The 21,238-nt window shown below is 63.1% G+C and carries 20 protein-coding genes; 18 read left to right on the top strand and 2 right to left on the bottom strand.

What is annotated here, in order from left to right:
* The 11 genes from leuS to IV091_RS09270 all read left to right on the top strand — a co-directional run.
* On the top strand, positions 1–2,508 hold a 2,508-nt coding region (gene leuS / locus IV091_RS09320), incomplete at its 5' end, for a leucine--tRNA ligase (protein WP_293467968.1).
* Between the two features lie 34 nt (positions 2,509–2,542).
* Positions 2,543–3,058, top strand: a complete 516-nt coding sequence (lptE, locus tag IV091_RS09315) for an LPS assembly lipoprotein LptE (protein ID WP_293467965.1) — start codon at positions 2,543–2,545, stop codon at positions 3,056–3,058.
* 92 nt (positions 3,059–3,150) lie between these two features.
* Entirely contained in the window at positions 3,151–5,502 is a 2,352-nt protein-coding gene (locus IV091_RS09310) for a cation-translocating P-type ATPase (RefSeq protein WP_293467962.1), read from the top strand.
* The gene (gene ccoS / locus IV091_RS09305; protein WP_293467959.1) at positions 5,502–5,639 is read left to right on the top strand and encodes a cbb3-type cytochrome oxidase assembly protein CcoS; all 138 of its coding nucleotides are present in this window, start codon (positions 5,502–5,504) and stop codon (positions 5,637–5,639) included. Before IV091_RS09310 ends, ccoS begins: the two co-directional genes overlap by 1 nt.
* 64 nt (positions 5,640–5,703) lie before the next feature.
* Positions 5,704–7,140 (top strand): cytochrome-c oxidase, cbb3-type subunit I, encoded by a 1,437-nt coding sequence (gene ccoN / locus IV091_RS09300; protein WP_293467956.1) that lies wholly within the window; start codon positions 5,704–5,706, stop codon positions 7,138–7,140.
* A gap of 13 nt (positions 7,141–7,153) precedes the next feature.
* Positions 7,154–7,780 carry a cytochrome-c oxidase, cbb3-type subunit II gene (ccoO, locus tag IV091_RS09295; protein ID WP_293467953.1) on the top strand — a complete coding sequence of 209 codons (627 nt, stop codon included), beginning with the start codon at positions 7,154–7,156 and terminating at the stop codon, positions 7,778–7,780.
* Positions 7,781–7,798: 18 nt separating this feature from the next.
* Positions 7,799–7,936 carry a cbb3-type cytochrome c oxidase subunit 3 gene (locus IV091_RS09290; protein WP_293467950.1) on the top strand — a complete coding sequence of 46 codons (138 nt, stop codon included), beginning with the start codon at positions 7,799–7,801 and terminating at the stop codon, positions 7,934–7,936.
* A gap of 37 nt (positions 7,937–7,973) precedes the next feature.
* Complete coding sequence (gene ccoP, locus IV091_RS09285) at positions 7,974–8,894, top strand: cytochrome-c oxidase, cbb3-type subunit III (RefSeq protein ID WP_293467949.1); 921 nt, start codon at positions 7,974–7,976, stop codon at positions 8,892–8,894.
* A 147-nt stretch (positions 8,895–9,041) separates the two neighbouring features.
* Entirely contained in the window at positions 9,042–10,412 is a 1,371-nt protein-coding gene (gene ccoG, locus IV091_RS09280) for a cytochrome c oxidase accessory protein CcoG (protein ID WP_293467971.1), read from the top strand.
* Positions 10,413–10,428: 16 nt separating this feature from the next.
* On the top strand, positions 10,429–10,689 hold the full coding sequence (locus IV091_RS09275; protein ID WP_293467947.1) for a nitrogen fixation protein FixH: 261 nt from the start codon (positions 10,429–10,431) through the stop codon (positions 10,687–10,689).
* A 44-nt stretch (positions 10,690–10,733) separates the two neighbouring features.
* Positions 10,734–10,970, top strand: a complete 237-nt coding sequence (locus IV091_RS09270; protein WP_293467944.1) for a hypothetical protein — start codon at positions 10,734–10,736, stop codon at positions 10,968–10,970.
* Positions 10,971–10,973: 3 nt separating this feature from the next.
* Here the strand turns inward: IV091_RS09270 and fnr are convergent, their stop codons facing one another.
* Positions 10,974–11,699, bottom strand: coding sequence for a fumarate/nitrate reduction transcriptional regulator Fnr (gene fnr / locus IV091_RS09265; protein ID WP_293467941.1), 726 nt, complete (start codon positions 11,697–11,699; stop codon positions 10,974–10,976).
* Positions 11,700–11,937: 238 nt separating this feature from the next.
* On the opposite strand from fnr, the gene hemN reads away from it, so the two are divergent.
* Together hemN and IV091_RS09255 are read left to right on the top strand one after the other, a co-directional pair.
* Positions 11,938–13,320: an oxygen-independent coproporphyrinogen III oxidase gene (gene hemN, locus IV091_RS09260; RefSeq protein WP_293467939.1), complete on the top strand. Its 1,383-nt coding sequence runs from the start codon at positions 11,938–11,940 to the stop codon at positions 13,318–13,320.
* Positions 13,321–13,329: 9 nt separating this feature from the next.
* Positions 13,330–14,007 (top strand): sulfite exporter TauE/SafE family protein, encoded by a 678-nt coding sequence (locus IV091_RS09255; protein ID WP_293467937.1) that lies wholly within the window; start codon positions 13,330–13,332, stop codon positions 14,005–14,007.
* A 17-nt stretch (positions 14,008–14,024) separates the two neighbouring features.
* Here the strand turns inward: IV091_RS09255 and rocF are convergent, their stop codons facing one another.
* Positions 14,025–14,942 carry an arginase gene (rocF, locus tag IV091_RS09250; RefSeq protein WP_293467935.1) on the bottom strand — a complete coding sequence of 306 codons (918 nt, stop codon included), beginning with the start codon at positions 14,940–14,942 and terminating at the stop codon, positions 14,025–14,027.
* Between the two features lie 144 nt (positions 14,943–15,086).
* Here rocF and holA point away from each other — a divergent pair, with 144 nt between their 5' ends.
* From holA to IV091_RS09225, 5 genes are all read left to right on the top strand, one after another.
* A complete protein-coding gene (gene holA, locus IV091_RS09245; RefSeq protein ID WP_293467932.1) occupies positions 15,087–16,184 on the top strand; it encodes a DNA polymerase III subunit delta in 1,098 nt (365 codons plus the stop codon).
* Between the two features lie 11 nt (positions 16,185–16,195).
* Positions 16,196–18,121 carry a type IV pili methyl-accepting chemotaxis transducer N-terminal domain-containing protein gene (locus IV091_RS09240; RefSeq protein WP_293467929.1) on the top strand — a complete coding sequence of 642 codons (1,926 nt, stop codon included), beginning with the start codon at positions 16,196–16,198 and terminating at the stop codon, positions 18,119–18,121.
* Entirely contained in the window at positions 18,118–18,789 is a 672-nt protein-coding gene (locus IV091_RS09235; protein ID WP_293467927.1) for a response regulator, read from the top strand. The genes IV091_RS09240 and IV091_RS09235 overlap by 4 nt, the downstream gene beginning before the upstream one ends.
* A 444-nt stretch (positions 18,790–19,233) precedes the next feature.
* The gene (locus IV091_RS09230) at positions 19,234–20,496 is read left to right on the top strand and encodes a nitrate/nitrite transporter (protein ID WP_293467925.1); all 1,263 of its coding nucleotides are present in this window, start codon (positions 19,234–19,236) and stop codon (positions 20,494–20,496) included.
* A 26-nt stretch (positions 20,497–20,522) separates the two neighbouring features.
* Positions 20,523–21,238, top strand: a 716-nt coding sequence (locus tag IV091_RS09225; protein ID WP_293467922.1) for an MFS transporter, incomplete at its 3' end; no start/stop codon positions are given.

Raw genomic sequence — 21,238 nt, 5'->3', positions numbered from 1 at the left:
CATGTGCGCAACTACACCATCAACGACATGCTCACGCGCTACCTGCGCATGAAGGGCTACAACGTGCTGATGCCCATGGGCTGGGACGCGTTTGGCCTGCCGGCTGAAAATGCGGCACTCAAAAACGGCGTGCCGCCGGCGCAGTGGACCTTTGACAATATCGCCTACATGAAAAAGCAGATGCAGGCGATGGGGCTGGCGATTGACTGGAGCCGTGAAATCACGACTTGCTCGCCCGACTACTACAAGTGGAACCAGTGGCTGTTTTTGAAAATGCTGGACAAAGGCATTGCCTACCGCAAGACCCAGGTCGTGAACTGGGATCCGGTGGACCTGACCGTGCTGGCCAACGAGCAGGTGATCGACGGCAAGGGCTGGCGCACCGGCGCGGTGGTCGAAAAGCGCGAGATCCCGGGCTACTACCTGAAGATCACCGACTACGCCGAAGAGCTGCTGGGCCAAGTCAAGACCGGTTTGCCGGGCTGGCCCGAGCGCGTCAAGCTGATGCAGGAAAACTGGATTGGCAAGAGCGAAGGCGTGCGCTTTGCATTCACGCACGACATCCGGGATGCCTCCGGCCTGCTGATTGGCGATGGCCGCATGTATGTCTTCACGACGCGGGCCGACACCATCATGGGCGTGACCTTTTGCGCCGTGGCGCCCGAGCATCCGCTGGCGGCGCACGCCGCTGCCGCCAACCCGGCGCTGGCCGCCTTCATTGAAGAATGCAAGGCCGGCGGCACCACCGAAGCCGAGCTGGCCACGCAGGAGAAAAAGGGCCAGCGCACCGGCCTGCTGGTCACGCATCCGCTGACCGGCGAGCAGGTCGAGGTCTGGGTCGGCAACTATGTGCTGATGAGCTACGGCGACGGCGCCGTCATGGGCGTGCCAGCGCATGACGAGCGCGATTTTGAATTTGCCCATAAATACGGGCTACCGATCAAGCAGGTCACCGATGTCAAGGGTCAGGCCTACAGCCTGGACGCCTGGGCCGACTGGTACGGCGACAAGCAGCAGGGCGTGGCGATCCACTCCGGCCAATACGACGGCCTGGCGTTCAAGGCCTGCGTCGATGCGGTGGCGGCCGACCTGGCGGCCAAGGGCCTGGGCGAGAAGAAAACCACCTGGCGCCTGCGCGACTGGGGCGTGAGTCGCCAGCGCTACTGGGGCACGCCGATTCCCATCATTCATTGCGCAGAACATGGCGCGGTGCCAGTGCCCGAAAAAGACCTGCCCGTGGTGTTGCCGCTCGATTGCGTGCCCGATGGCTCGGGCAACCCCCTGAACAAGCATGAAGGCTTTCACGCGGGCGTGACCTGCCCGGTCTGTGGCCAGCCGGCGCGCCGTGAAACCGACACCATGGACACCTTCGTGGACAGTTCGTGGTACTTCATGCGCTACTGCGACCCGAAAAACGACCAGGCCATGGTGGCCGAAGGCGCCGACTACTGGATGCCGATGGACCAGTACATTGGAGGCATCGAGCACGCCATCCTGCACCTGCTCTACGCACGGTTCTGGACCAAGGTGATGCGCGACCTGGGTCTGGTGAAGATTGACGAGCCCTTCACCAAGCTGCTCACGCAGGGCATGGTGCTCAACCACATTTATTCACGCCGTACCGACAAGGGCGCCAAGGAATATTTCTGGCCGCACGATGTCGAGCATGTGCTGGACGACACGGGCAAGGTGGTGGGCGCCAGGCTGAAAAACGCTGTGAATGAGTTGCCTGTGGGAACACCCATCGACTACGAAGGCGTGGGCACCATGAGCAAGTCCAAAAACAACGGTGTCGATCCGCAGGACATCATTGAAAAATACGGCGCGGACACGGCGCGCCTCTACACCATGTTCACCGCGCCGCCCGAAGCCACGCTGGAGTGGAACGACGCCGGTGTGGAAGGCTCTTACCGCTTTTTGCGCCGCGTCTGGAACTTCGGCGCCAAGCTCAATGCCATGAATTCAGGCGCTTCCTGTGCCCGCGACTTATTGGCTGACGCTACTTTTGATAAAGAAACCAGGGCGCTCCGGCTCGACGTCCATACGGTGCTCAAGCAGATCGACTACGACTACCAGCGCATGCAGTACAACACGGTGGTTTCCGGTGCGATGAAGCTGCTCAATGCGCTTGAAGACTTCAAGGGGCAGGTATCGGGCAATGCCCTTGGCGCGCTGGGCGAGGGCTTTGGCATCCTGCTCCGGTGCCTCTACCCCGCAGCGCCGCATCTGGCGCATGGCTTGTGGTCCGAGCTTGGTTATGCCGCCCGGCAGGGCGACCTGCTGGACGCACCCTGGCCCGAGGTGGACAGCGGCGCCTTGCAGCAGGACGAGATCGAGCTGGTGCTGCAGGTCAATGGCAAGCTGCGCGGGTCGGTCACGGTGGCGGCGGGTGCTGACAAGGCCGCCATTGAGGCTGCTGCGCTGGCGTCCGAGGTTTTCCTGAAGCTGGGTGCGCCCGCCAGAAAAGTCATCGTGGTGCCGGGCCGCCTGGTCAACATCGTTGTCTGAGTCCCCGCCCGGAAAACCCCAAGACAAGGCCACTATGCAGCGTCGCTCTTTATTGTCCCTGATGGCCTCCACGGCCGCCCTGAGCGCCCTGGGTTTGGGTGGCTGCGGTTTTGCGCTGCGCAAGGCCCCCAACTTTGCGTTCACAACGCTCTACAGCGGCCTGGCCGAGACCTCGCCATTGGGCGTCGAGTTGAGGCGGTCGCTGGAGTCCACCCGCAAGGTCAAGGTGATCACCGATGGTCGCCAGATCAACGAGGCGCAAGTCGTTCTCGACGTGCTGCTCGACCAGCGCGAAAAGGTGGTGCTCAGTCTCAATGCCGCAGGCCAGGTGCGCGAATTTCAGTTGCGCATGCGCTTTCGCTTCAGGCTGCGCACGCTGGCGGGCAAAGAGCTGATACCGGCCACCGAAATCACGCAGCAGCGCGACATCAGTTTCAATGAGTCGGCGGTGCTGGCCAAGGAAGCTGAAGAAAACCTGCTCTACCGGGACATGCAAAGCGACATCGTGCAGCAGGTGATGCGTCGCCTGGCGGCCGTGACGGCGCTTTAGGCGCGATCCACCCAGTACCGTGCGCGGCGCGTTGCCGCTGCGGGTCAATCAAATCAGGACAACCGGCGACAAAGTCGCTAAGCTTTACGAGTATGCCCACGGTCAGTCTGTCACCTTTGCCCCTGTCTTTGCCGGTTCCGGGCTTGCCGGAGCGCGCAGCCGCTTCGGAGGCTGCCGACACCGTGCCGCTTTCACTGCTGGACGATCCGCTCGAATGGTCGGCTTTTAGCCGGCCGCTGCCGCAGCAGCCCACCTGCTGGGAGTCCAGCGTGGTGTTTGAGGGCATGCACTGCGCCGCCTGCGCGCTCTCCATCGAGGATGCCCTGCGTCAGGTGCCCGGTGTGGTGTCGGTCGATGTCAGCGCAGCCAGCCACCGGGGCCGCATTGTCTGGTCAGATGAGGCCGTCAAGCCGTCGGACTGGATGCAGGCTGCCCGGCACGCGGGTTACCGTGCCGTGCCGGCCAACGACGCCTTTGCCAGCGACCGGCGCCGCGCCGAGACGCGCCAGGCGCTGTGGCGGCTCAGCGTGGCCGGCTTTTGCATGATGCAGGTCATGATGTACGCATGGCCCGCCTACGTCGCCAAACCGGGTGACATGGCGCCCGACATGGCGCAACTGCTGCGCTGGGCGTCCTGGGTGTTGTCGGTGCCGGTGCTGCTGTTTTCGTGCGCGCCTTTTTTTGGCAATGCCCTGCGGGACCTGCGCCAGCGCCGCATCAGCATGGACCTGCCGGTTGCGCTGGGCATGGGCATTACCTTTGTGGTGAGTGCCATTGGCACGTTTGAGCCCCAGGGAATTTTTGGCGCCGAAGTGTATTTCGACTCTTTCACCATGTTCGTGTTCTTCTTGCTGACCGGGCGCTGGCTGGAACTGCGCCTGCGCGACCGCACCGCGGGCGCGCTGGAGGCGCTGATGAACCGCCTGCCTGACAGCGTGGAGCGGCGCCGCGCCAATGGCGGGTTCGAGCGCGTGGCGGTGCGGCGTCTGGCCGCAGGCGACGTGATCCGAGTACTGCCGGGCGAGGCCTTTCCGGCCGACGGGACCATCCTGGAGGGCCGCACGCTGGCCGACGAGGCCCTGCTGACCGGAGAATCCCGCCCGCTGACCCGCAGTGCGGGCGATGCCGTGATTGCGGGCAGCCACAACCTGACCGCCGCCGTGCTGGTGCGCGTGGAGCGCACCGGCAGCGACACCCGCTTTGCGCAGATTGTGGCGCTGATGGAGAGCGCCTCCACCAGCAAGCCGCAACTGGCGCAACTGGCCGACCGTATCGCCAGGCCATTCCTGATTTTTGTACTGCTGGCTGCCGGTGGTGCCGGCGCTTACTGGTGGTCGCATGACCCCGGCCATGCGCTCATGGTGGCGGTGGCCGTGCTGATCGTGACTTGTCCCTGCGCGCTGTCGCTGGCTACGCCCGCGGCCATGCTGGCCAGCGCGGGTGCCCTGGCGCGTCGCGGTGTGCTGGTGCGTCGCCTGCAAGCGCTGGAAACCCTGGCCACGGTGGATACGGTCGTGTTCGACAAAACCGGGACGCTGACCCGCGATGCGTTTGCGCTGGGCGAGGTGCGTACCCGGGACGGCATTTCCCGGGAGGACGCCCTGGCCATGGCCGCCGCGCTGGCGCAGCATTCACTGCATCCTGTTTCCCGCGCGCTGGCGGCGGCTGCCGGGCAGGCCGACAGGCTGCGGTCTGGCGCCTGGCTGGCCCAAACCGTGGAAGAATCTGCCGGGCAGGGCCTGTCGGGGCGCCTGGTCAACCCCGCCAAGCCGGGCGTTGCCGTGCCGGCGCGTCTCGGCTCGGCCCGTTTTTGCGGCGTGGCGCTGCCCGAAACAGACCAATTGCATGCCTGCCTGAGCGATGCGCAGGGCTGGGTGGCCACCTTTGAGTTGCGCGAGGATCTGCGCCCTGATGCCCGGGCGGCCGTGGCGGCGCTGCTGGCCCATGGTGTGCAGGTTCACCTGCTGTCGGGTGACCGGCCCGATGCGGTGGCGCGCGTGGCGCGGCAAATTGGCATCAGCCAAGCCCGCGGCGGCTGTACGCCACAAGACAAGCTTGCGCTGCTGCAGGGACTGCAGGCCCAGGGCCGCAAGGTCGCGATGGTCGGTGATGGCCTGAATGATGGCCCGGTGCTGGCCGGTGCGCACGTGTCGTTTGCCTTCGGCCAGGCGGTGCCGCTGGCTCAGGCGCAATCTGATTTCGTCGTGCTGGGTGACCGGCTCGGCACGGTGGCGCAGACGTTTTTACGGGCCCGTCGAACACTCACCGTGGTGCACCAGAACTTGTGGTGGGCCGCAGGCTACAACGCGGTGTGCGTGCCCTTGGCCGTCGTGGGCTGGTTGCCCGCATGGCTGGCCGGGCTGGGCATGGCCTTAAGCTCGCTGCTGGTGGTGCTCAACGCCATGCGCCTGTCGGGCGCTGTCCAAGCTTTGGAGACCGTGTGATGGATATTCTTTATCTGCTGATCCCTTTGTCTGTCATTTTGGTGTTATTTATTTTGGGCGGCTTGTGGTGGGCCATCTACCATGGACAATTCGAAGACATTGACGCTGAGGCAGAACGTATTCTTCGCAATGATTGATCCAGGTCAACGTACATTCGGTTACGCCGCGATACGCTCAAGAAGTTATTAAGAAGAGGTAGAAATGAAATTTGCCAATACACAGGCCACGGCTTACAACGACACCGTTGTCAGGCAGTTCGCCATCATGACTGTCGTTTGGGGGGTGGTCGGCATGCTGGTCGGCGTGATCGTTGCCGCGCAGCTGGCCTGGCCAGACCTGCTTGCCGATATTTCCTGGCTCAGTTACGGCCGACTGCGAAATCTGCACACCAACGCGGTGATTTTTGCGTTTGGGGGCTCCGCATTGATCGGAACCTCCCTGTACGTGGTGCAGCGTACCTGCCAGGTGCGTTTGTTCTCGGATAAATTGGCAGCCTTCGTTTTCTGGGGCTGGATGGCTGTCATTGTGGCCGCTGCAGTTTCTCTTCCAATGGGCTTCTCCCAGGCCAAGGAATACGCAGAGCTTGAGTGGCCCATCGATATCCTGATCACGCTGGTATGGGTGGCGTACGCCATTTTGTTCTTTGGCACGGTGGGCACCCGCAAGGTGAAACACATTTACGTGGCCAACTGGTTCTACGGCGCTTTCATCATTGCCATTGCAATGCTGCATATCGTGAATAACGCCTCCATTCCGGTCGGCCCCATGAAGTCTTATTCGGCTTATGCCGGTGTGCAGGACGCCATGGTGCAGTGGTGGTACGGGCACAACGCCGTCGGCTTTCTGTTGACCGCTGGTTTCCTGGGCATGATGTACTACTTCATTCCCAAGCAGGCCGAGCGTCCGGTGTACTCCTACCGCTTGTCCATCGTCCACTTCTGGGCGCTGATCTTCACCTACATGTGGGCGGGCCCGCACCACCTGCACTACACGGCATTGCCGGAGTGGACGCAGTCGGTGGGCATGGCTTTTTCCCTGATTTTGCTGGCACCCAGTTGGGGCGGCATGATCAACGGCATCATGACGCTGTCGGGCGCATGGCACAAACTGCGTGACGACCCCATCCTGCGTTTCCTGATTGTGTCGCTGTCGTTTTACGGCATGAGCACCTTCGAAGGGCCGATGATGTCCATCAAGACCGTCAACGCGCTGTCGCACTACACCGACTGGACCATTGGGCATGTGCATTCCGGCGCGCTGGGCTGGGTGGGCCTGATCACCATCGGCAGCATGTACTACCTGATTCCCCGCCTCTTTGGCCAAAAGCAGATGTACAGCATGAAGGCCGTGGAAGTCCATTTCTGGACCGCCACCATCGGCATCGTGATCTATATCGCGGCCATGTGGATTGCCGGCGTGATGCAGGGCCTGATGTGGCGTGCGGTCAATCCCGACGGGACCCTGACCTATACCTTCGTCGAAAGCGTCAAGGCCACCTACCCCTTCTATGTATTGCGCCTTGCGGGCGGCCTGCTGTATTTGGGCGGCATGCTGGTGATGCTCTGGAACACCTACAAAACAGTCATGGCGGGCCGCGCAGTGACCGTCACTATTCCGGCTGCAGCAGCCCACGCCTGAGGAAAACAGCAACATGGCAAACCAAAAAACCGGCGGTGGTCTCTCGCACGAGAAGATCGAAACCAACAACTTCCTGATGATCGTGCTGATTTTCATCGTGCTCGCCGTTGGCGGTATGGTGGAAATCGTCCCTTTGTTCTTTCAGCGCTCCACCACTGAACCCATCAAGGGACTGCAGCCTTATACGGCGCTGCAGGTCATTGGCCGGGACGTTTACCAGCGTGAGGGCTGCTACAACTGCCATTCACAAATGATTCGCCCGTTCCGCGCTGAAACCTTGCGTTATGGCCCTTATTCCGTGGCAGGTGAGTTCGTCTACGACCACCCGTTTCAGTGGGGTAGCAAGCGCACCGGTCCGGACCTGCACCGTGTGGGGGGAAAGTACAGTGACGAATGGCATCGCATTCACCTGAACAATCCGCGTGATCTGGTGCCGGAGTCCAATATGCCCGCCTACTCATGGCTCGAGAAAGCAAAGGTGAACGAAGCCACGATTCAGGCCCATATGAAGGGGCTGCGTGCAGTGGGAACGCCTTACACCGACGAGCAGATCGCCAGCGCACCCGCAGAAGTCAAGGGTAAAACCGAGATGGATGCTGTGATCGCCTACCTGCAGGTGCTGGGCATTCACCGCAAATAACAGGGCGGAGCTTCAAGCATGGACATCAACACACTCAGAGCCATTGTGACGGTCGTCAGCCTCATCACCTTCCTCGGGATCGTGGTGTGGGCCTGGTCCCGCCGAAATGCTGCAAGCTTTGAAGAGGCGGCCCGGCTGCCCTTTGAGCAGGACTGACGCACAAGCGCCAACGAACCGGATAAGGAAGAAAAAAATGAGCGATTTCACCAGTAATTTCTGGTCCGTCTACATTGCTGGTATCACGCTGGTCGGCATTTTTGCCTGCATGCTGCTGCTATGGTTCAGTGGCCAGGCCAAGGCCATGACCGCCAACGACAACACCACGGGTCATGTATGGGACGGCGACCTGCGCGAGATGAACAACCCGCTCCCGCGTTGGTGGGTCTGGCTGTTTATCATCACCACCATTTTTGCCTTGATCTACCTGGCCTTGTACCCGGGTCTGGGTAGTTTTGCCGGCAAGCTGGGCTGGACCCAGGCAGGCCAGTACGACGCTGAGGTGGCCAAGGGCAACAAGGAAGTGGAACCCCTGTATGCGCGCTTCAACGGCATGAAGCCTGAAGAGGTGGCCGGGGATTCCCAGGCCATGGCGATTGGCGAGCGTTTGTTCATGAACAACTGCTCGCAGTGCCATGGATCGGATGCACGCGGCAGCAAGGGCTTTCCGAACCTGACCGATCCAGACTCGCTGTACGGTGGGGCGCCTGACAAGATCAAGGAAACGCTGGTCCAGGGCCGCATTGGCAACATGCCACCCATGGCTGCAGCCGTTGGTACACCGGACGATGTACGCAACGTCGCGCACTACGTCATGAGCCTGTCGAACAGCCCCCATGACTCGCTCAAGGCTTCGCTTGGCAAGGCCAAGTTTGGTGCCTGTGCAGCGTGTCACGGTGCTGACGGCAAGGGCAACCAGGCATTGGGCGCGCCTAACCTGACGGACGATGTCTGGCTGCACGGATGGGGCGAAAACGCGATTGTGAATATGGTCAACAATGGCAAGGTGAATCAGATGCCTGCTCAAGCTGGCAAACTCACCGAATCCCAGATTCATGTTCTGACCTCGTATGTGTGGGGCCTGTCGAACAAGGCTGGCGCAACGGCCATGAAGTGATTCTCATCCCTTTGGGCGCCCTGTTGGGGGTGCCCGCATTGAACAGCACCTGTGGACATCAACGAATCTCCTGACAGCCCGTCCATCCCCGTCGTTGCTGCGGCCGGGGCGCCACCCCGGGCCTTGCCGGCCGACGCCGACGAGGTGATGGTTTCCCTGTACCAGGCGCAAAAGAAGATCTATCCGCGCAGCGTTTCGGGTCTGTTTTCGAAGTGGCGCTGGGGCCTGGTGTTCCTCACCCAGATCGTTTTTTACGGCCTGCCCTGGCTTGAATGGGGTCAGCGCCAGGCGGTGCTGTTTGACCTGGAGGCCAGGCGCTTCTACATCCTGGGCCTGGTCCTCTATCCGCAGGACTTCATCTACCTGACAGGCGTGCTGGTGATTTCGGCCCTGGCGCTGTTCCTGTTCACGGCGGTGGCCGGGCGGCAGTGGTGCGGTTATGCCTGCCCGCAAACGGTGTACACCGAGATATTTCTCTGGCTTGAGAAAGTGACAGAGGGCGATCGCTCGGCGCGCATGCGCCTGGACAACAGCCCCATGTCCCTGAACAAGTTTGCGCGAAAAGCCAGCAAACAGTTGCTGTGGATTGCGCTGGCCTTGTGGACCGGGTTTACCTTTGTCGGTTACTTCACCCCTATCAAGGAACTCGGCGTGAGTTTCCTGAGCGCGGGCATGGGACCGTGGGAAACCTTCTGGGTGTTTTTTTACGCGTTTGCCACCTATGGCAATGCAGGCTTCATGCGCGAACAGGTCTGCAAGTATATGTGTCCTTATGCGCGCTTCCAGAGTGCCATGTTTGACAAGGACACCCTGATCGTGACCTACGACGAGGCGCGTGGCGAGCCGCGCGGATCGCGCTCCAAAAAGGCCGATCCCAAAGCTTTGAATCTGGGTTCCTGCGTGGATTGCACGCTGTGCGTCCAGGTATGCCCTACGGGCATTGATATTCGCAAAGGCCTTCAGTACGAGTGCATCAGCTGCGCCGCCTGCATTGATGTCTGCGACACCGTGATGGACAAGATGGGTTATCCGCGCGGACTGATCCGTTATTCGACCGAAAATGCGATGGCGAACGGGTGGAGCCGTTCGCAGCTTTTGCGCCGGGTATTTCGTCCGCGGGTGCTGGTCTATACCGCCATCCTGGGCGCGGTGACGATTGCCATGTTTGTCAATCTGGCCTTGCGCACCCCGTTCAAGGTGGATGTGGTTCGCGACCGCGCGTCGCTGGCCCGGATCGTGAGCGGGGGCAAGATCGAGAACGTCTACCGCCTGCAGGTGATGAATGCCACTGAAACCAGGCAGGACTACCGCATCACGGTGCAAGGGCTGCCGGGTCTGGTCATTGCTTCCGATCCCCTGGTGTCGGTGGATCCCGCCCAGTCCCGCTGGGTGCCCTTGACCCTGCAGTTGCCGCCCGATGGCGCGAGCGCAGGGTCACACGCGATCAATTTTGAAATCGAAGCGGTCAACGCTTCAGGACGCCTGACCGAGAAGTCAGTCTTCCTGGTGCCCCGATAAGGAACGGAGAACTCCCATGCAAGAAAAGAAATCGCCGCCCTGGTGGAAATTCGGTCACATGTGGCTGGTCGTCGGCGGGCCTGCCGTGGTGGTGGTGGCCTCGTTCATCACCCTGTATCTGGCCATCATGTCGCCCAATCCCATCATCGACGTGCAGGCCGAGGCCCGGGAGGCCCGTGTTGCCGCGCCGGTCAACAGTCCCATGCCCAACATGGCACCCGCCATGCAGGCCCGAAACCATGCCGCAACGGGTGTCCCTGCGCCAGTCAAGCCTTGATGGGCCGCAGCCCGTCGCCACCACTGACCGGAGACGAAAAGAACATGCTTGCCAAACGACTGATGTGGATTGTCTGGCCGGCCTTTCTGGTCGCCGGGTTGATGGAGATGCTGGTCTTTGCCATGGTGGATCCGCAAGACCTGCACTGGTTTGGCCACCCTCTGGCGATGTCCCGCGAAGGCGTTTACACGCTGGCTTTTTTCGCGTTCTGGATACTCGCCATGATCTCCAGCGCCCTGACGGCGCTGCTCGCCATGTCCCCCCGCGAGGTTAACCGCTGACGCTTACTGGCAGGGCTGCTGATTGTTGTTCACGATCAGTTTGAGGGCTTCCGTGTTCAGGATGCGCACATGCCGCTGCTTGACCTCCACGATGCCTTCCTCCGCAAACTTGGAAAAAGTGCGGCTGACCGTTTCGAGCTTGAGGCCCAGGTAGCTGCCGATTTCTTCCCGCGTCATGCGCAGCAGCAGCTCAGACTTGGAAAAACCACGCGCATGGAGCCGCTGAACCAGGTTGAGCAGGAAGGCCGCCAGGCGTTCCTCGGCACGCATGCTGCCAAGCAGCAGCATCACGCCATGCTCACGCACAATTTCGCGGCTCATGATCTTGTGGACGTGGCGCTGGAGCGCCGCGACCTCGCGTGACAGCTCCTCAATGCGGTCAAACGGCATGACGCACACTTCGGCATCCTCAAGCGCTACCGCATTGCAGGTGTGATGGTCGTTCACAATGCCGTCCAGGCCAATGATTTCGCCCGCCATCTGAAAGCCCGTCACCTGGTCGCGGCCATCGGCCGTGGTGATGCAGGTCTTGAAAAACCCGGTGCGAATGGCGTAGAGCGACGTGAAGCTATCGCCGTTGCTGAAAAGGGTGGCGCCGCGCTTGACCTTGCGGCGGGTCGCCACGACTTCATCGATCTTGTCCAACTCTTCGGGCCTGAGGCCCAACGGCATGCACAACTCGCGCAGATTGCAGTTGGAGCAGGCGACCTTGATTTCGTGCGAATTCATGAAGGATGGTTTTGTGCCCCTGGCGGCGTGCGCCTGAAGTCCCGTCTCCGACGGTGATGGTGTGACATCCAGCATGGCATTCTCCAGGGAAAAATGGGTGGTTTGGCGCAGGACCTCGATCGCGATTGATCCAGGTCAAAAATTTATGGCGCGTTTCACGGCATAGTCGGGAAACCAATCCTTAGTCTAAGGTTTGGCGCGCCAAGGACCCGCTATGAATGCTTCTGCGATCGATTGTATGCCTACCCCATTACCTGAATTGATTCGCCGTTTTGACGTGTCCGGACCACGCTATACCTCCTACCCGACGGCGGATCGCTTTGTCGAGGCGTTCACGTCAGACCACTTTGTCCAGGCGCTCGAACAACGCCGTAGCGGCGCTGCCGCCATGGTCCTTCCGTTGTCCCTTTACGTGCATATCCCGTTTTGCGAGTCGCTGTGCTACTACTGCGCCTGCAATAAAATCATCACCAAGCACCATGAGCGCGGCGAAGCCTACCTGCGCTACCTGAGCCGGGAGGTGGATCTGCACACCGCGCACCTGGGCGTTGGCCAGGTCGTCAGCCAGCTGCACCTGGGCGGCGGCACGCCCACCTTTTTGAGCGACGGCGAACTGCGCGAGTTGATGGCCATGCTCAGGCGCAGTTTCACGCTCGCGCCCGGCGGCGAATACTCGATTGAAGTCGATCCGCGTACCGTTGACGCCGGGCGGCTGGCCACGCTGGCCGAACTGGGCTTTAACCGGCTGAGCTTTGGCGTGCAGGACTTTGACCCGGTGGTGCAAAAGGCGGTTCACCGGATTCAGCCTGCCGAGCAGGTCTTTGCCCTGGTCGCGTCTGCGCGGCAATTGGGGTTCGAGTCGATCAATGTCGACCTGATTTATGGGTTGCCGCAGCAAACGCCCGAGTCATTTGACCGCACGCTCGCCCAGGTCAATGAATTGCGCCCTGACCGCATTGCCCTGTATGCCTACGCGCATCTGCCCGAGCGCTTCAAGCCGCAGCGCCGTATCATCACCGCCGAGTTGCCTAACGCCGACGCCAAGCTGTCGATGTTGTCTCGCTCACTGGCTGCGTTTGAAAACGCCGGCTATGTGTATGTGGGCATGGACCATTTCGCCCTGCCCAACGATGCGCTGGCGGTGGCCAAGCGCCAGGGCCGCCTGCACCGCAATTTTCAGGGCTACAGCACCCAGCCCGACTGCGACCTGCTCGGCCTGGGCGTGTCGGCCATTGGCCGGGTGGGGGCCACCTACAGCCAGAACGCCAAGACGCTCGAAGAATACTATGACCATCTGGACCAGGGCCGGCTGCCGGTGGTGCGGGGCCTGGCGCTGACGCGCGACGACCTGCTGCGCCGTTCCGTCATCATGGCGCTGATGTGCCAGGGGGAACTCCAGTATGAGTCGATCGACCTGGCCTACCTGATCGACTTTAAAAGCTACTTTGCAGCCGAACTGGAGACGCTTGCAGGCATGGAAGAACAGGGCCTGGTCGAGGTCAGCGACACCGGCATTCAGGTGACCGCCATGGGCTGGTTTTTCGTGCGCGGCGTGGCCATGGTGTTCGACCGCTATCTTCAGGCTGACCGCACGCGTGCAAGGTTTTCCAAGATCATCTAAAAACAGCCGATGCAAACATCGCTGGCCGTCACGGCACTGCTCATGGGGCTCGCTGGCGGGCCCCACTGCATTGCCATGTGCGGTGCGGCTTGCGCCGGCATTGGCAAGGCCGCAGGCACACGCAGCACCTCGGCTATCTGGACCTTCCAGGCCGGCCGCCTGGCAAGCTATTCGGCGCTGGGAGCGGTGGCCGCTGCCTCCATGCAGGGCTTGGGCTGGCTGACCACGCAGACCGCCGCGCTGCGTCCGGTCTGGACCATGTTTCATGTCGCCGCCATGATGCTGGGGCTGATGCTGCTGGTGCTGGCGCGCCAGCCGGTCTGGCTCGACGCCACCGCCCGCGGCATCTGGAGCCGGGTGCGGGCGCTCAATGGCGCCTGGGGACGCGGTGCGCCGCTGGCCATTGGTGCGCTGTGGGCCTTCATGCCGTGCGGCCTGCTGTACTCGGCCCTGCTGGTCGCGGCACTCAGTGGCGGAGCCCTGGAAGGGGCAATGAGCATGGGGCTGTTCGCCATCGGCAGCAGCGTGTCCCTGCTGATCGGGCCGTGGTTGCTGCTGCGCCTGCGCGGCCCAGGCTCCGGCGCGTGGGGTATTCGCCTGGCGGGGCTGGCCCTGGCCGCCACGTCCGGCTGGGCCTTGTGGATGGGGCTGGCGCACGACACGGCGCCGTGGTGCGTCACACCCTGAGCCGCCGGGGGTCAATATCAATAGCGCCGCATCAGCGTGCTCTTGCCAAACAGGCTTTCGATCAACTCCACCGCGACCTCTGCCGTGCTGTTGCGCACATCCAGCGCAGGGTTCAGTTCCATCACGTCCAGCGACGCCATTCGTCCGGTGTCGGCAATCATTTCCATGCACAACTGCGCTTCACGGTAGGTTGGCCCGCCCTTGACCGTGGTGCCCACCCCCGGCGCAATGGCCGCGTCCAGAAAATCGACATCAAAGCTCACATGCACATGGGTGTTGTCGTCAAGGCCGGCCAGCGCCGCTTCCATGGTGCGCTTCATCCCCATTTCATCGATGTAGCGCATGTCAAACACCTCCAGCCCAACCTGCCGCACAAAGCGTTTTTCGCCCTCGTCCACGCTGCGAATACCAATCTGGCGAATGCTGGCGGGGTCCATCGCGGGAACCGTGCCGCCCAGGCCCGTCAACTCCGCCGGCCCGTGGCCGCACAGCACGGCCACCGGCATGCCGTGGGTGTTGCCGGTGGGCGTCAGCGCATCGGTGTTGAAGTCGGTGTGGGCGTCCAGCCACAGCACCCGCAGCGCCTTGTTGTTGCGCCGGCAGTGGCGCGCCACTGCGCTGATGGAGCCTATCGCCAGGCAGTGGTCGCCGCCCAGCAAAATCGGCAGCGCGCCTTCGCCCAGCGCCGCATACACCGCGTCGTGCACCGAGCGGTTCCATGCTGCCACTTCGGCCAGATGCCGGTAGCCGTTGACGGGCGCCTGCCAGGGGTTGGCCGGCCCGCCGAGGTTGCCCAGGTCTGTCACGCGCATGCCCTGGCGCTCCAGCGCCGCCTGCAGCCCGGCAACCCGCAAGGCCTCTGGGCCCATGGAGGCGCCGCGCGTGCCCGCGCCAATGTCGGTCGGGCCGCCTATCAGTTGGAGGTGGGGTTTCATGGGGGTGTCAGTTCAGGGGGTAAATCTGTTTTCCGGGGCTGGTTGGGTTGCCCTTGCAGTTTATACAGCCAGCGCAAGTGCGTATTCGCCTGGTTGAAGGCATGGCCAGCACCACAGCAGACCCCAGCCGCTAAACTTGGGCCCATGAACCTGGCCCCCGCCCAATTGTCCGAGCACCTCAAGCGAGGGCTGAAAAGCCTCTACACCCTGCATGGCGACGAGCCCTTGCTGGTGCAGGAGTTTGCCGATGCCCTGCGCACGGCGGCACGGGCCCAAGGCTACACCGAACGCACGGTATACACCGTGGCCGGCGCGCATTTTGACTGGAGCGAAGTGCTGGCCAGCGGCGGCTCGCTGAGCCTGTTTGCTGACAAACAAATAGTGGAAGTGCGCATCCCCAGCGGCAAGCCGGGCAAGGACGGCTCGGTGGCCTTGCAGCAACTGGCCGAACGCGCCCAGGGCGACGACACCACGCTGACCCTGGTCATCCTGCCCCGGCTGGACAGCGCGACTGGCAAGAGCGCCTGGTTCGCCGCGCTCGACAGCTTTGGCGTCACCGTCAAGTTCGATCCGATTGATCGCCGCACCCTGCCCCAGTGGATCGCGCAGCGCCTGCAGCAACAGGGCCAGCGCGTGGCCGCCGGCGACGAGGGCCAGCGCACCCTGCAGTTCTTTGCCGACCGGGTCGAGGGCAACCTGCTGGCCGCTCACCAGGAAATCCAGAAACTGGCGCTGCTGCACCCGGCCGGCGAACTCAGTTTTGACCAGGTTGAAAGCGCCGTGCTCAACGTGGCGCGCTACGACGTGTTCAAGCTGTCCGAAGCCGTGCTCGGCGCCCAGCCGGTGCGCGTGGCGCGCATGCTTGACGGCCTGCAGGCCGAAGGCACGGCCGAGGTGCTGGTGCACTGGGCCCTGGCCGAAGACATCCGCAGCATGAAGCGCGTCAAGGACGCGCTGAACGCCGGCCGGCCCATGCCGATGGCGCTGCGCGAAAACCGCGTCTGGGGCGCCAAGGAAAAACTGTTCGAGCGCGTGCTGCCCCATCTGGAAGACGCCGTGCTGGCCCAGCTGCTGCTGGCCGCCCACCAGGTCGACGGCATCGTCAAGGGTTTGAAGCAGCCCGACTGGCCGGCGGACAGCTGGCAGGCCCTGCACCGCCTGGCGGGCATGGTGTGCACCGCCTGCGCCGCGCCGTCTGCCGCCCGTCGGCCACGCCCGCCAGCAGCTGGCGCGCGGGGCTAGGGGCCAGGGCGATGCGGAAAACCGCTTCCCTGTCCAAAAAACTCATACGCATTGGCGCCGGCTTGCTGGTGGTGGCGCTGGCGTCCATCGGGCTGACGCTGTGGGTGACCTGGCAGCTCGAAGGCGGCGCTGCGGCGGTCAACGAGACCGGGCGCATGCGCATGCAGACCTGGCGCCTGGCCAGCGCCGTGCAGGGCGGCGTGGCGCGGGCCGAGTTGCAGGGCCTGGTGCGCCGCTTCGACGAGAGCCTGGCGGTGCTGCGCGCCGGTGACCCGTCCCGGCCGCTGTTTGTACCCTGGGACGCCCCGGTGCGCGAGCGCTTTGCCACCGTCGAGTCGCTCTGGGCCCAACAGCGCCCGCAGTGGCTGGCCGAGCCGCCGCCCACTACGCAGGACTCGCTGCAGGCAGCGGGCGAGTTTGTGGACGCCATCGACCGTCTCGTGATGGTGATCGAGCAGCATCTTTCGCGGCTGACGGCCATTTTGAATCTGTTCCAGTTCCTGATGATGGCGCTGGCCATTGGCGGGGCGGTGGTGATGCTCTACACCGGCTACCAGTACGTGATCAACCCGCTCGGGCGGCTGCGCCAGGGGCTGCGCAAGATCGAATCCGGCGATTTTGCCGCGCGCATCGAGGTCGACACGCAGGACGAGTTTGGCCAGGTGGCCGCCGGGTTCAATCGCATGGCCACGACCTTGCATGCGCTCTACGGCGGACTGGAAGCCCAGGTGGAAGCCAAGACGCGGCGCATCGAGGCCCAGCGCGCGCGGCTCGAAGCGCTGTACGAGGTCAGCGCCTTTTTGGCTCATACCAGCAGCATCGACGAGCTGGCGCGCGGCTTTGCCCAGCGCGTGCGCACCCTCATGAAGGCTGACGCCGCGGCCGTGCGCTGGTCCGACGAGGCCAACCAGCGTTATTTGATGCTGGCCTCCGACTGTTTTCCGCAGGAGATGCTGGAAGAAGAACGCAGCCTGCTGGCGGGCGCCTGCGCCTGCGGCAACCTGCAGCCCAACGCCCGCACCCGCGTGATCCCCATCCTCAGCCATGACGACGCGCCGGTGCGCCATTGCGCCCGCGTCGGCTACGAAAGCGTGGTCAGCGTGCCGATCCGGCTGCAGGACCGCGTGCTCGGCGAGTTCAACCTGTTTTTCCGCCACCCGGTCTTGCTGAGCGCGGGCGAAACCGAACTGCTGGACGCGCTGGCCAGCCACCTGGCCAGCGCTCTCGAGGGTCTGCGCGCCGCTGCGCTGGCGCGTGAAGCCGCCGTGTCCGAGGAGCGCGCCTTGCTGGCGCGTGAACTGCACGACTCGATCGCGCAGTCACTGGCGTTCCTCAAGATCCAGGCGCAGCTGCTGCGAAGCGCCATTCAGCGCGCGCAGCCGGCGCAGGTCGCCACCGCGCTCGACGAGATGGACACCGGGCTGCGCGAAAGCATTGGCGACGTGCGCGAGTTGCTGGTGCATTTCCGCACCCGCACCAACACCGACGACATCGAGCAGGCCTTGCAGGAAACGCTGCAGAAGTTCCAGCATCAGACCGGCCTGCCCACCACGCTGCAGGTGCAGGGCCACGGCCTGCCGCTGCCCGCCGACGTCCAGGTGCAGGTGCTGCACGTGCTGCAGGAAGCGCTGTCGAATGTGCGCAAGCACGCCGGCGCCACGCAGGTCGGCATTGAAGTGCTCAAGGGCGCGCGCTGGCGCTTTTCCGTGCGCGACAACGGCATAGGCTTTGACACCGGCCAAAACCGCGGCGAATCCCACGTGGGCATGAAGATCATGAGCGAGCGCGCCGCCCGCATAGGCGCCCATGTCGCGGTGCTGTCCGCGCCAGGTCAGGGCGCCACGCTCACACTCACGCTGCCGCTGCACCCGGTCACGCGAAACGGGGCCGCTGGCGCCCAGGATGCCCATTCGGTAACGGAGGAACCCGCACCATGAACAAGATCCGGCTGCTGGTGGTCGACGACCACACCCTGTTTCGACGAGGGCTGATCGCGCTGCTGTCGCTCGACGAGCGGTTTGACGTGGCCTGCGAGGCCGGCGACATCGGCGAAGCGCTGCGCTGCGTGGCGCGTGGCCGGCCCGATCTGATTTTGCTGGATAACCACCTGCCCGGGGTGCGCGGCGTGGACGGCATCGCCTCGCTGAAAGACGCCGCCCCGGGCACCCGCGTGCTGATGCTGACCGTGAGCGAAAACGAGAACGACCTGACCGCCGCGCTGCAGGCCGGTGCCGACGGCTACCTGCTCAAAACCGTGGAACTTGACCACCTGTCCGATTCCATCATCAAGGTGCTCGCCGGCGAATCGGTGGTCAGCCCGGAAATGATGACCAAGCTGTTCACCGCCTTTCGCACCCAGGCGCCGCTCCCTGCCGCCAACGGCACGCCGCCGCCGCCCGACCCGTCGGGCCTGGCGCTGCTGTCGGTGCGCGAGCGCGAGGTGCTGACGCACATTGCCTGCGGCGACAGCAACAAGGTGATTGCGCGCAAGCTCGACATCGCCGAAACCACGGTCAAGATCCACGTCCAGCATATTTTGCGCAAGCTGCAACTGAGTTCGCGCGTGCAGGCCGCGGTTTACGCCGCCGGGCAGGCCGCAGACTGACAGCGCTTCCCCCTGGGTGTGCCAGAGAAAACATCACTGACTCCTGTTTTGATGGCTGCTTGCCCCCGTGTTTTATGGGCTACAGGCATTAAGTACTTGAATGTCTGTAACGACTCACCATCCCCTATTTTCTCCTTCCCGCCTTTGGGGGAAGGCGCTATGCGGACTCGGGGGCATGGTTAGCATCAGGCGCAAGCAGGCCAAGGCGGCACGCCTTCTGAACATCTACCTGCCGCGCCGCCTTTGCAAATTGCCAGCGGCAGCCCGCCGCCAACGGGCTTGATCTGCCGCAAACATTCCCTTGTTTAAGGACCGGGTAGTTCTTCAGAACTAGGAGGGGCGGTGCCGGCCTAGTTCTTTTTGTATTGGCTTACGCCCCAACGGGGGATGTTCAACGCCCCGGGAAAACCCGACAGTCAGTGCATGTCTTCTGGAGAAAGAAACATGGCTTCTGAACTGGGTAATTCAAAAAAAGCGTGGTCGGTCCTGATCGTCAGCACGCTGGCGTTCACCGTCTGCTTCATGGTCTGGATGATGTTTGGCGTCATCGGCATCCCGATCAAGAAGATGCTGAACCTCAACGCCACGGAGTTTGGCCTGCTGGCGGCCACGCCGGTGCTGACCGGCTCGCTGATCCGCGTGCCGCTGGGCATCTGGACCGACCGCTACGGCGGCCGCATCGTGATGGCGCTGCTGATGGCCGCGACCATTCCCGCGATCTGGCTCATGAGCTACGCCACCGCCTACTGGCACTTCCTCGTGATCGGCATGTTTGTCGGTCTGGCCGGCGGCTCGTTCTCGGTCGGCACGCCCTACGTGGCGCGCTGGTTTCCCAAAAACCGCCAGGGCATGGCGATGGGTGTGTACGGCGCGGGCAACTCGGGCGCTGCGGTCAACAAGTTTGTCGCGCCAGTGCTGCTGGTGGCCTTTGGCTGGGCCATGGTGCCGCAGGTCTATGCCGTCATCATGCTGGCCGCGCTGGTGCTGTTCTGGATGTTCAGCTACAGCGATCCGTCGCACCTGGTACCCACGCATGTCACGTTCAGCGACCAGCTCAAGGCACTGAAAGATCCGAAAGTGCTCAAGTACTGCCAGTACTACAGCATCGTGTTTGGCGGCTATGTGGCGCTGTCCCTGTGGATGGTGCAGTACTACGTGGGCGAGTTTGGCCTGGACATTCGCGTGGCGGCGCTGCTGGCGGCCTGCTTTTCGCTGCCGGGCGGCGTGCTGCGCGCCTTTGGCGGCATCCTGTCGGACAAGTACGGCGCGCATAGCGTGACCTGGTGGGTGATGTGGGTCAGCTGGGTCTGCCTGTTCTTGCTGTCCTATCCGCAGACCGACTTCACCATCCTCACGGTCAATGGGCCTGCGACCTTTCACCTGGGACTGAACGTCTACGCCTTCACCGCGCTGATGTTTCTTCTGGGCATCGCCTTTGCCTTTGGCAAGGCCAGCGTCTTCAAGTACATCAGCGACGACTACGGCGCCAACATCGGCGCCATCAGCGGCATCGTCGGGCTGGCTGGCGGCCTGGGCGGCTTTGTGCTGCCCATCATCTTCGGCGGCCTGATGGACCTGACCGGCATCCGCTCCAGCGCCTTCATGTTCATGTACGGCATCGTCTGGGTCTCGCTGATCTGGATGTACTGGACCGAAGTGCGGCGCACGGAAGTCATGGGCAAGAACGCCGCTGGCGCGCAGGCTTGACAAGCAACTCTTTGCAGGAAACCACCATGAACACCAACAAAAATTCGAGTACCGACATCGCCGACTGGCGTCCCGAGGACGAGCAGTTCTGGGAAAGCACCGGCAAGCGCATTGCCTACCGCAACCTCTGGATTTCCGTGCCCAGCCTGCTCTGCGGCTTTGCCATCTGGGGCATGTGGGGCATCATCACGGTGCAGATGCTCAACCTGGGCTTTCCGTTCAGCCAGGCCGAGCTGTTCACGCTGACCGCCATATCGGGCCTGGCCGGCGCTACCATGCGCATTCCCGCGTCCTTCCTGATCCGGCTGGCCGGCGGGCGCAACACAATCTTCCTGACCACCGCCATGCTGCTGGCGCCCGCCATCGGCACCGGCATCGTGCTGCAGCACCCGGAATGGCCGCTCTGGACCTTCCAGCTGATGGCGCTGTGGTCGGGCGTGGGCGGCGGCAACTTTGCCAGCTCCATGTCCAACATCAGCACCTTTTTTCCGAAGCGGCTGCAGGGCACGGCGCTGGGCCTGAACGCCGGCCTCGGCAACTTTGGCGTGACGACGATGCAGATCGTCATTCCGCTGGTGATGACCATGAGCATCTTTGGCAGCTTCGGCGGCGAGCCGATGACGCTGGTCAAAGACAGCGGCTGGATCTTCGGCAAGATTGCCGCCGGCACGCCAACCTGGATACAGAACGCGGGCTTTACCTGGCTGCTGTCGCTGGTGCCGCTGTCCATCCTGTGCTTTTT

This window comes from Polaromonas sp. (assembly GCF_018780625.1).
Classification (GTDB): domain Bacteria; phylum Pseudomonadota; class Gammaproteobacteria; order Burkholderiales; family Burkholderiaceae_C; genus Polaromonas.
The sequence above is the reverse complement of the archived record's forward strand: the minus strand, read 5'-3'. Positions and strand labels throughout refer to the sequence as shown.

What these genes read in the sequence shown, in the direction of transcription:
- lptE (WP_293467965.1), top strand. Translation starts at nt 2,543, where the DNA reads ATGCAGCGTCGCTCTTTATTGTCCCTGATGGCCTCCACGGCCGCCCTG.
- IV091_RS09310 (WP_293467962.1), top strand. Translation starts at nt 3,151, where the DNA reads ATGCCCACGGTCAGTCTGTCACCTTTGCCCCTGTCTTTGCCGGTTCCG.
- ccoS (WP_293467959.1), top strand. Translation starts at nt 5,502, where the DNA reads ATGGATATTCTTTATCTGCTGATCCCTTTGTCTGTCATTTTGGTGTTA.
- ccoN (WP_293467956.1), top strand. Translation starts at nt 5,704, where the DNA reads ATGAAATTTGCCAATACACAGGCCACGGCTTACAACGACACCGTTGTC.
- ccoO (WP_293467953.1), top strand. Translation starts at nt 7,154, where the DNA reads ATGGCAAACCAAAAAACCGGCGGTGGTCTCTCGCACGAGAAGATCGAA.
- IV091_RS09290 (WP_293467950.1), top strand. Translation starts at nt 7,799, where the DNA reads ATGGACATCAACACACTCAGAGCCATTGTGACGGTCGTCAGCCTCATC.
- ccoP (WP_293467949.1), top strand. Translation starts at nt 7,974, where the DNA reads ATGAGCGATTTCACCAGTAATTTCTGGTCCGTCTACATTGCTGGTATC.
- ccoG (WP_293467971.1), top strand. Translation starts at nt 9,042, where the DNA reads ATGGTTTCCCTGTACCAGGCGCAAAAGAAGATCTATCCGCGCAGCGTT.
- IV091_RS09275 (WP_293467947.1), top strand. Translation starts at nt 10,429, where the DNA reads ATGCAAGAAAAGAAATCGCCGCCCTGGTGGAAATTCGGTCACATGTGG.
- IV091_RS09270 (WP_293467944.1), top strand. Translation starts at nt 10,734, where the DNA reads ATGCTTGCCAAACGACTGATGTGGATTGTCTGGCCGGCCTTTCTGGTC.
- fnr (WP_293467941.1), bottom strand. Translation starts at nt 11,699, where the DNA reads ATGAATTCGCACGAAATCAAGGTCGCCTGCTCCAACTGCAATCTGCGC.
- hemN (WP_293467939.1), top strand. Translation starts at nt 11,938, where the DNA reads ATGCCTACCCCATTACCTGAATTGATTCGCCGTTTTGACGTGTCCGGA.
- IV091_RS09255 (WP_293467937.1), top strand. Translation starts at nt 13,330, where the DNA reads ATGCAAACATCGCTGGCCGTCACGGCACTGCTCATGGGGCTCGCTGGC.
- rocF (WP_293467935.1), bottom strand. Translation starts at nt 14,942, where the DNA reads ATGAAACCCCACCTCCAACTGATAGGCGGCCCGACCGACATTGGCGCG.
- holA (WP_293467932.1), top strand. Translation starts at nt 15,087, where the DNA reads ATGAACCTGGCCCCCGCCCAATTGTCCGAGCACCTCAAGCGAGGGCTG.
- IV091_RS09240 (WP_293467929.1), top strand. Translation starts at nt 16,196, where the DNA reads ATGCGGAAAACCGCTTCCCTGTCCAAAAAACTCATACGCATTGGCGCC.
- IV091_RS09235 (WP_293467927.1), top strand. Translation starts at nt 18,118, where the DNA reads ATGAACAAGATCCGGCTGCTGGTGGTCGACGACCACACCCTGTTTCGA.
- IV091_RS09230 (WP_293467925.1), top strand. Translation starts at nt 19,234, where the DNA reads ATGGCTTCTGAACTGGGTAATTCAAAAAAAGCGTGGTCGGTCCTGATC.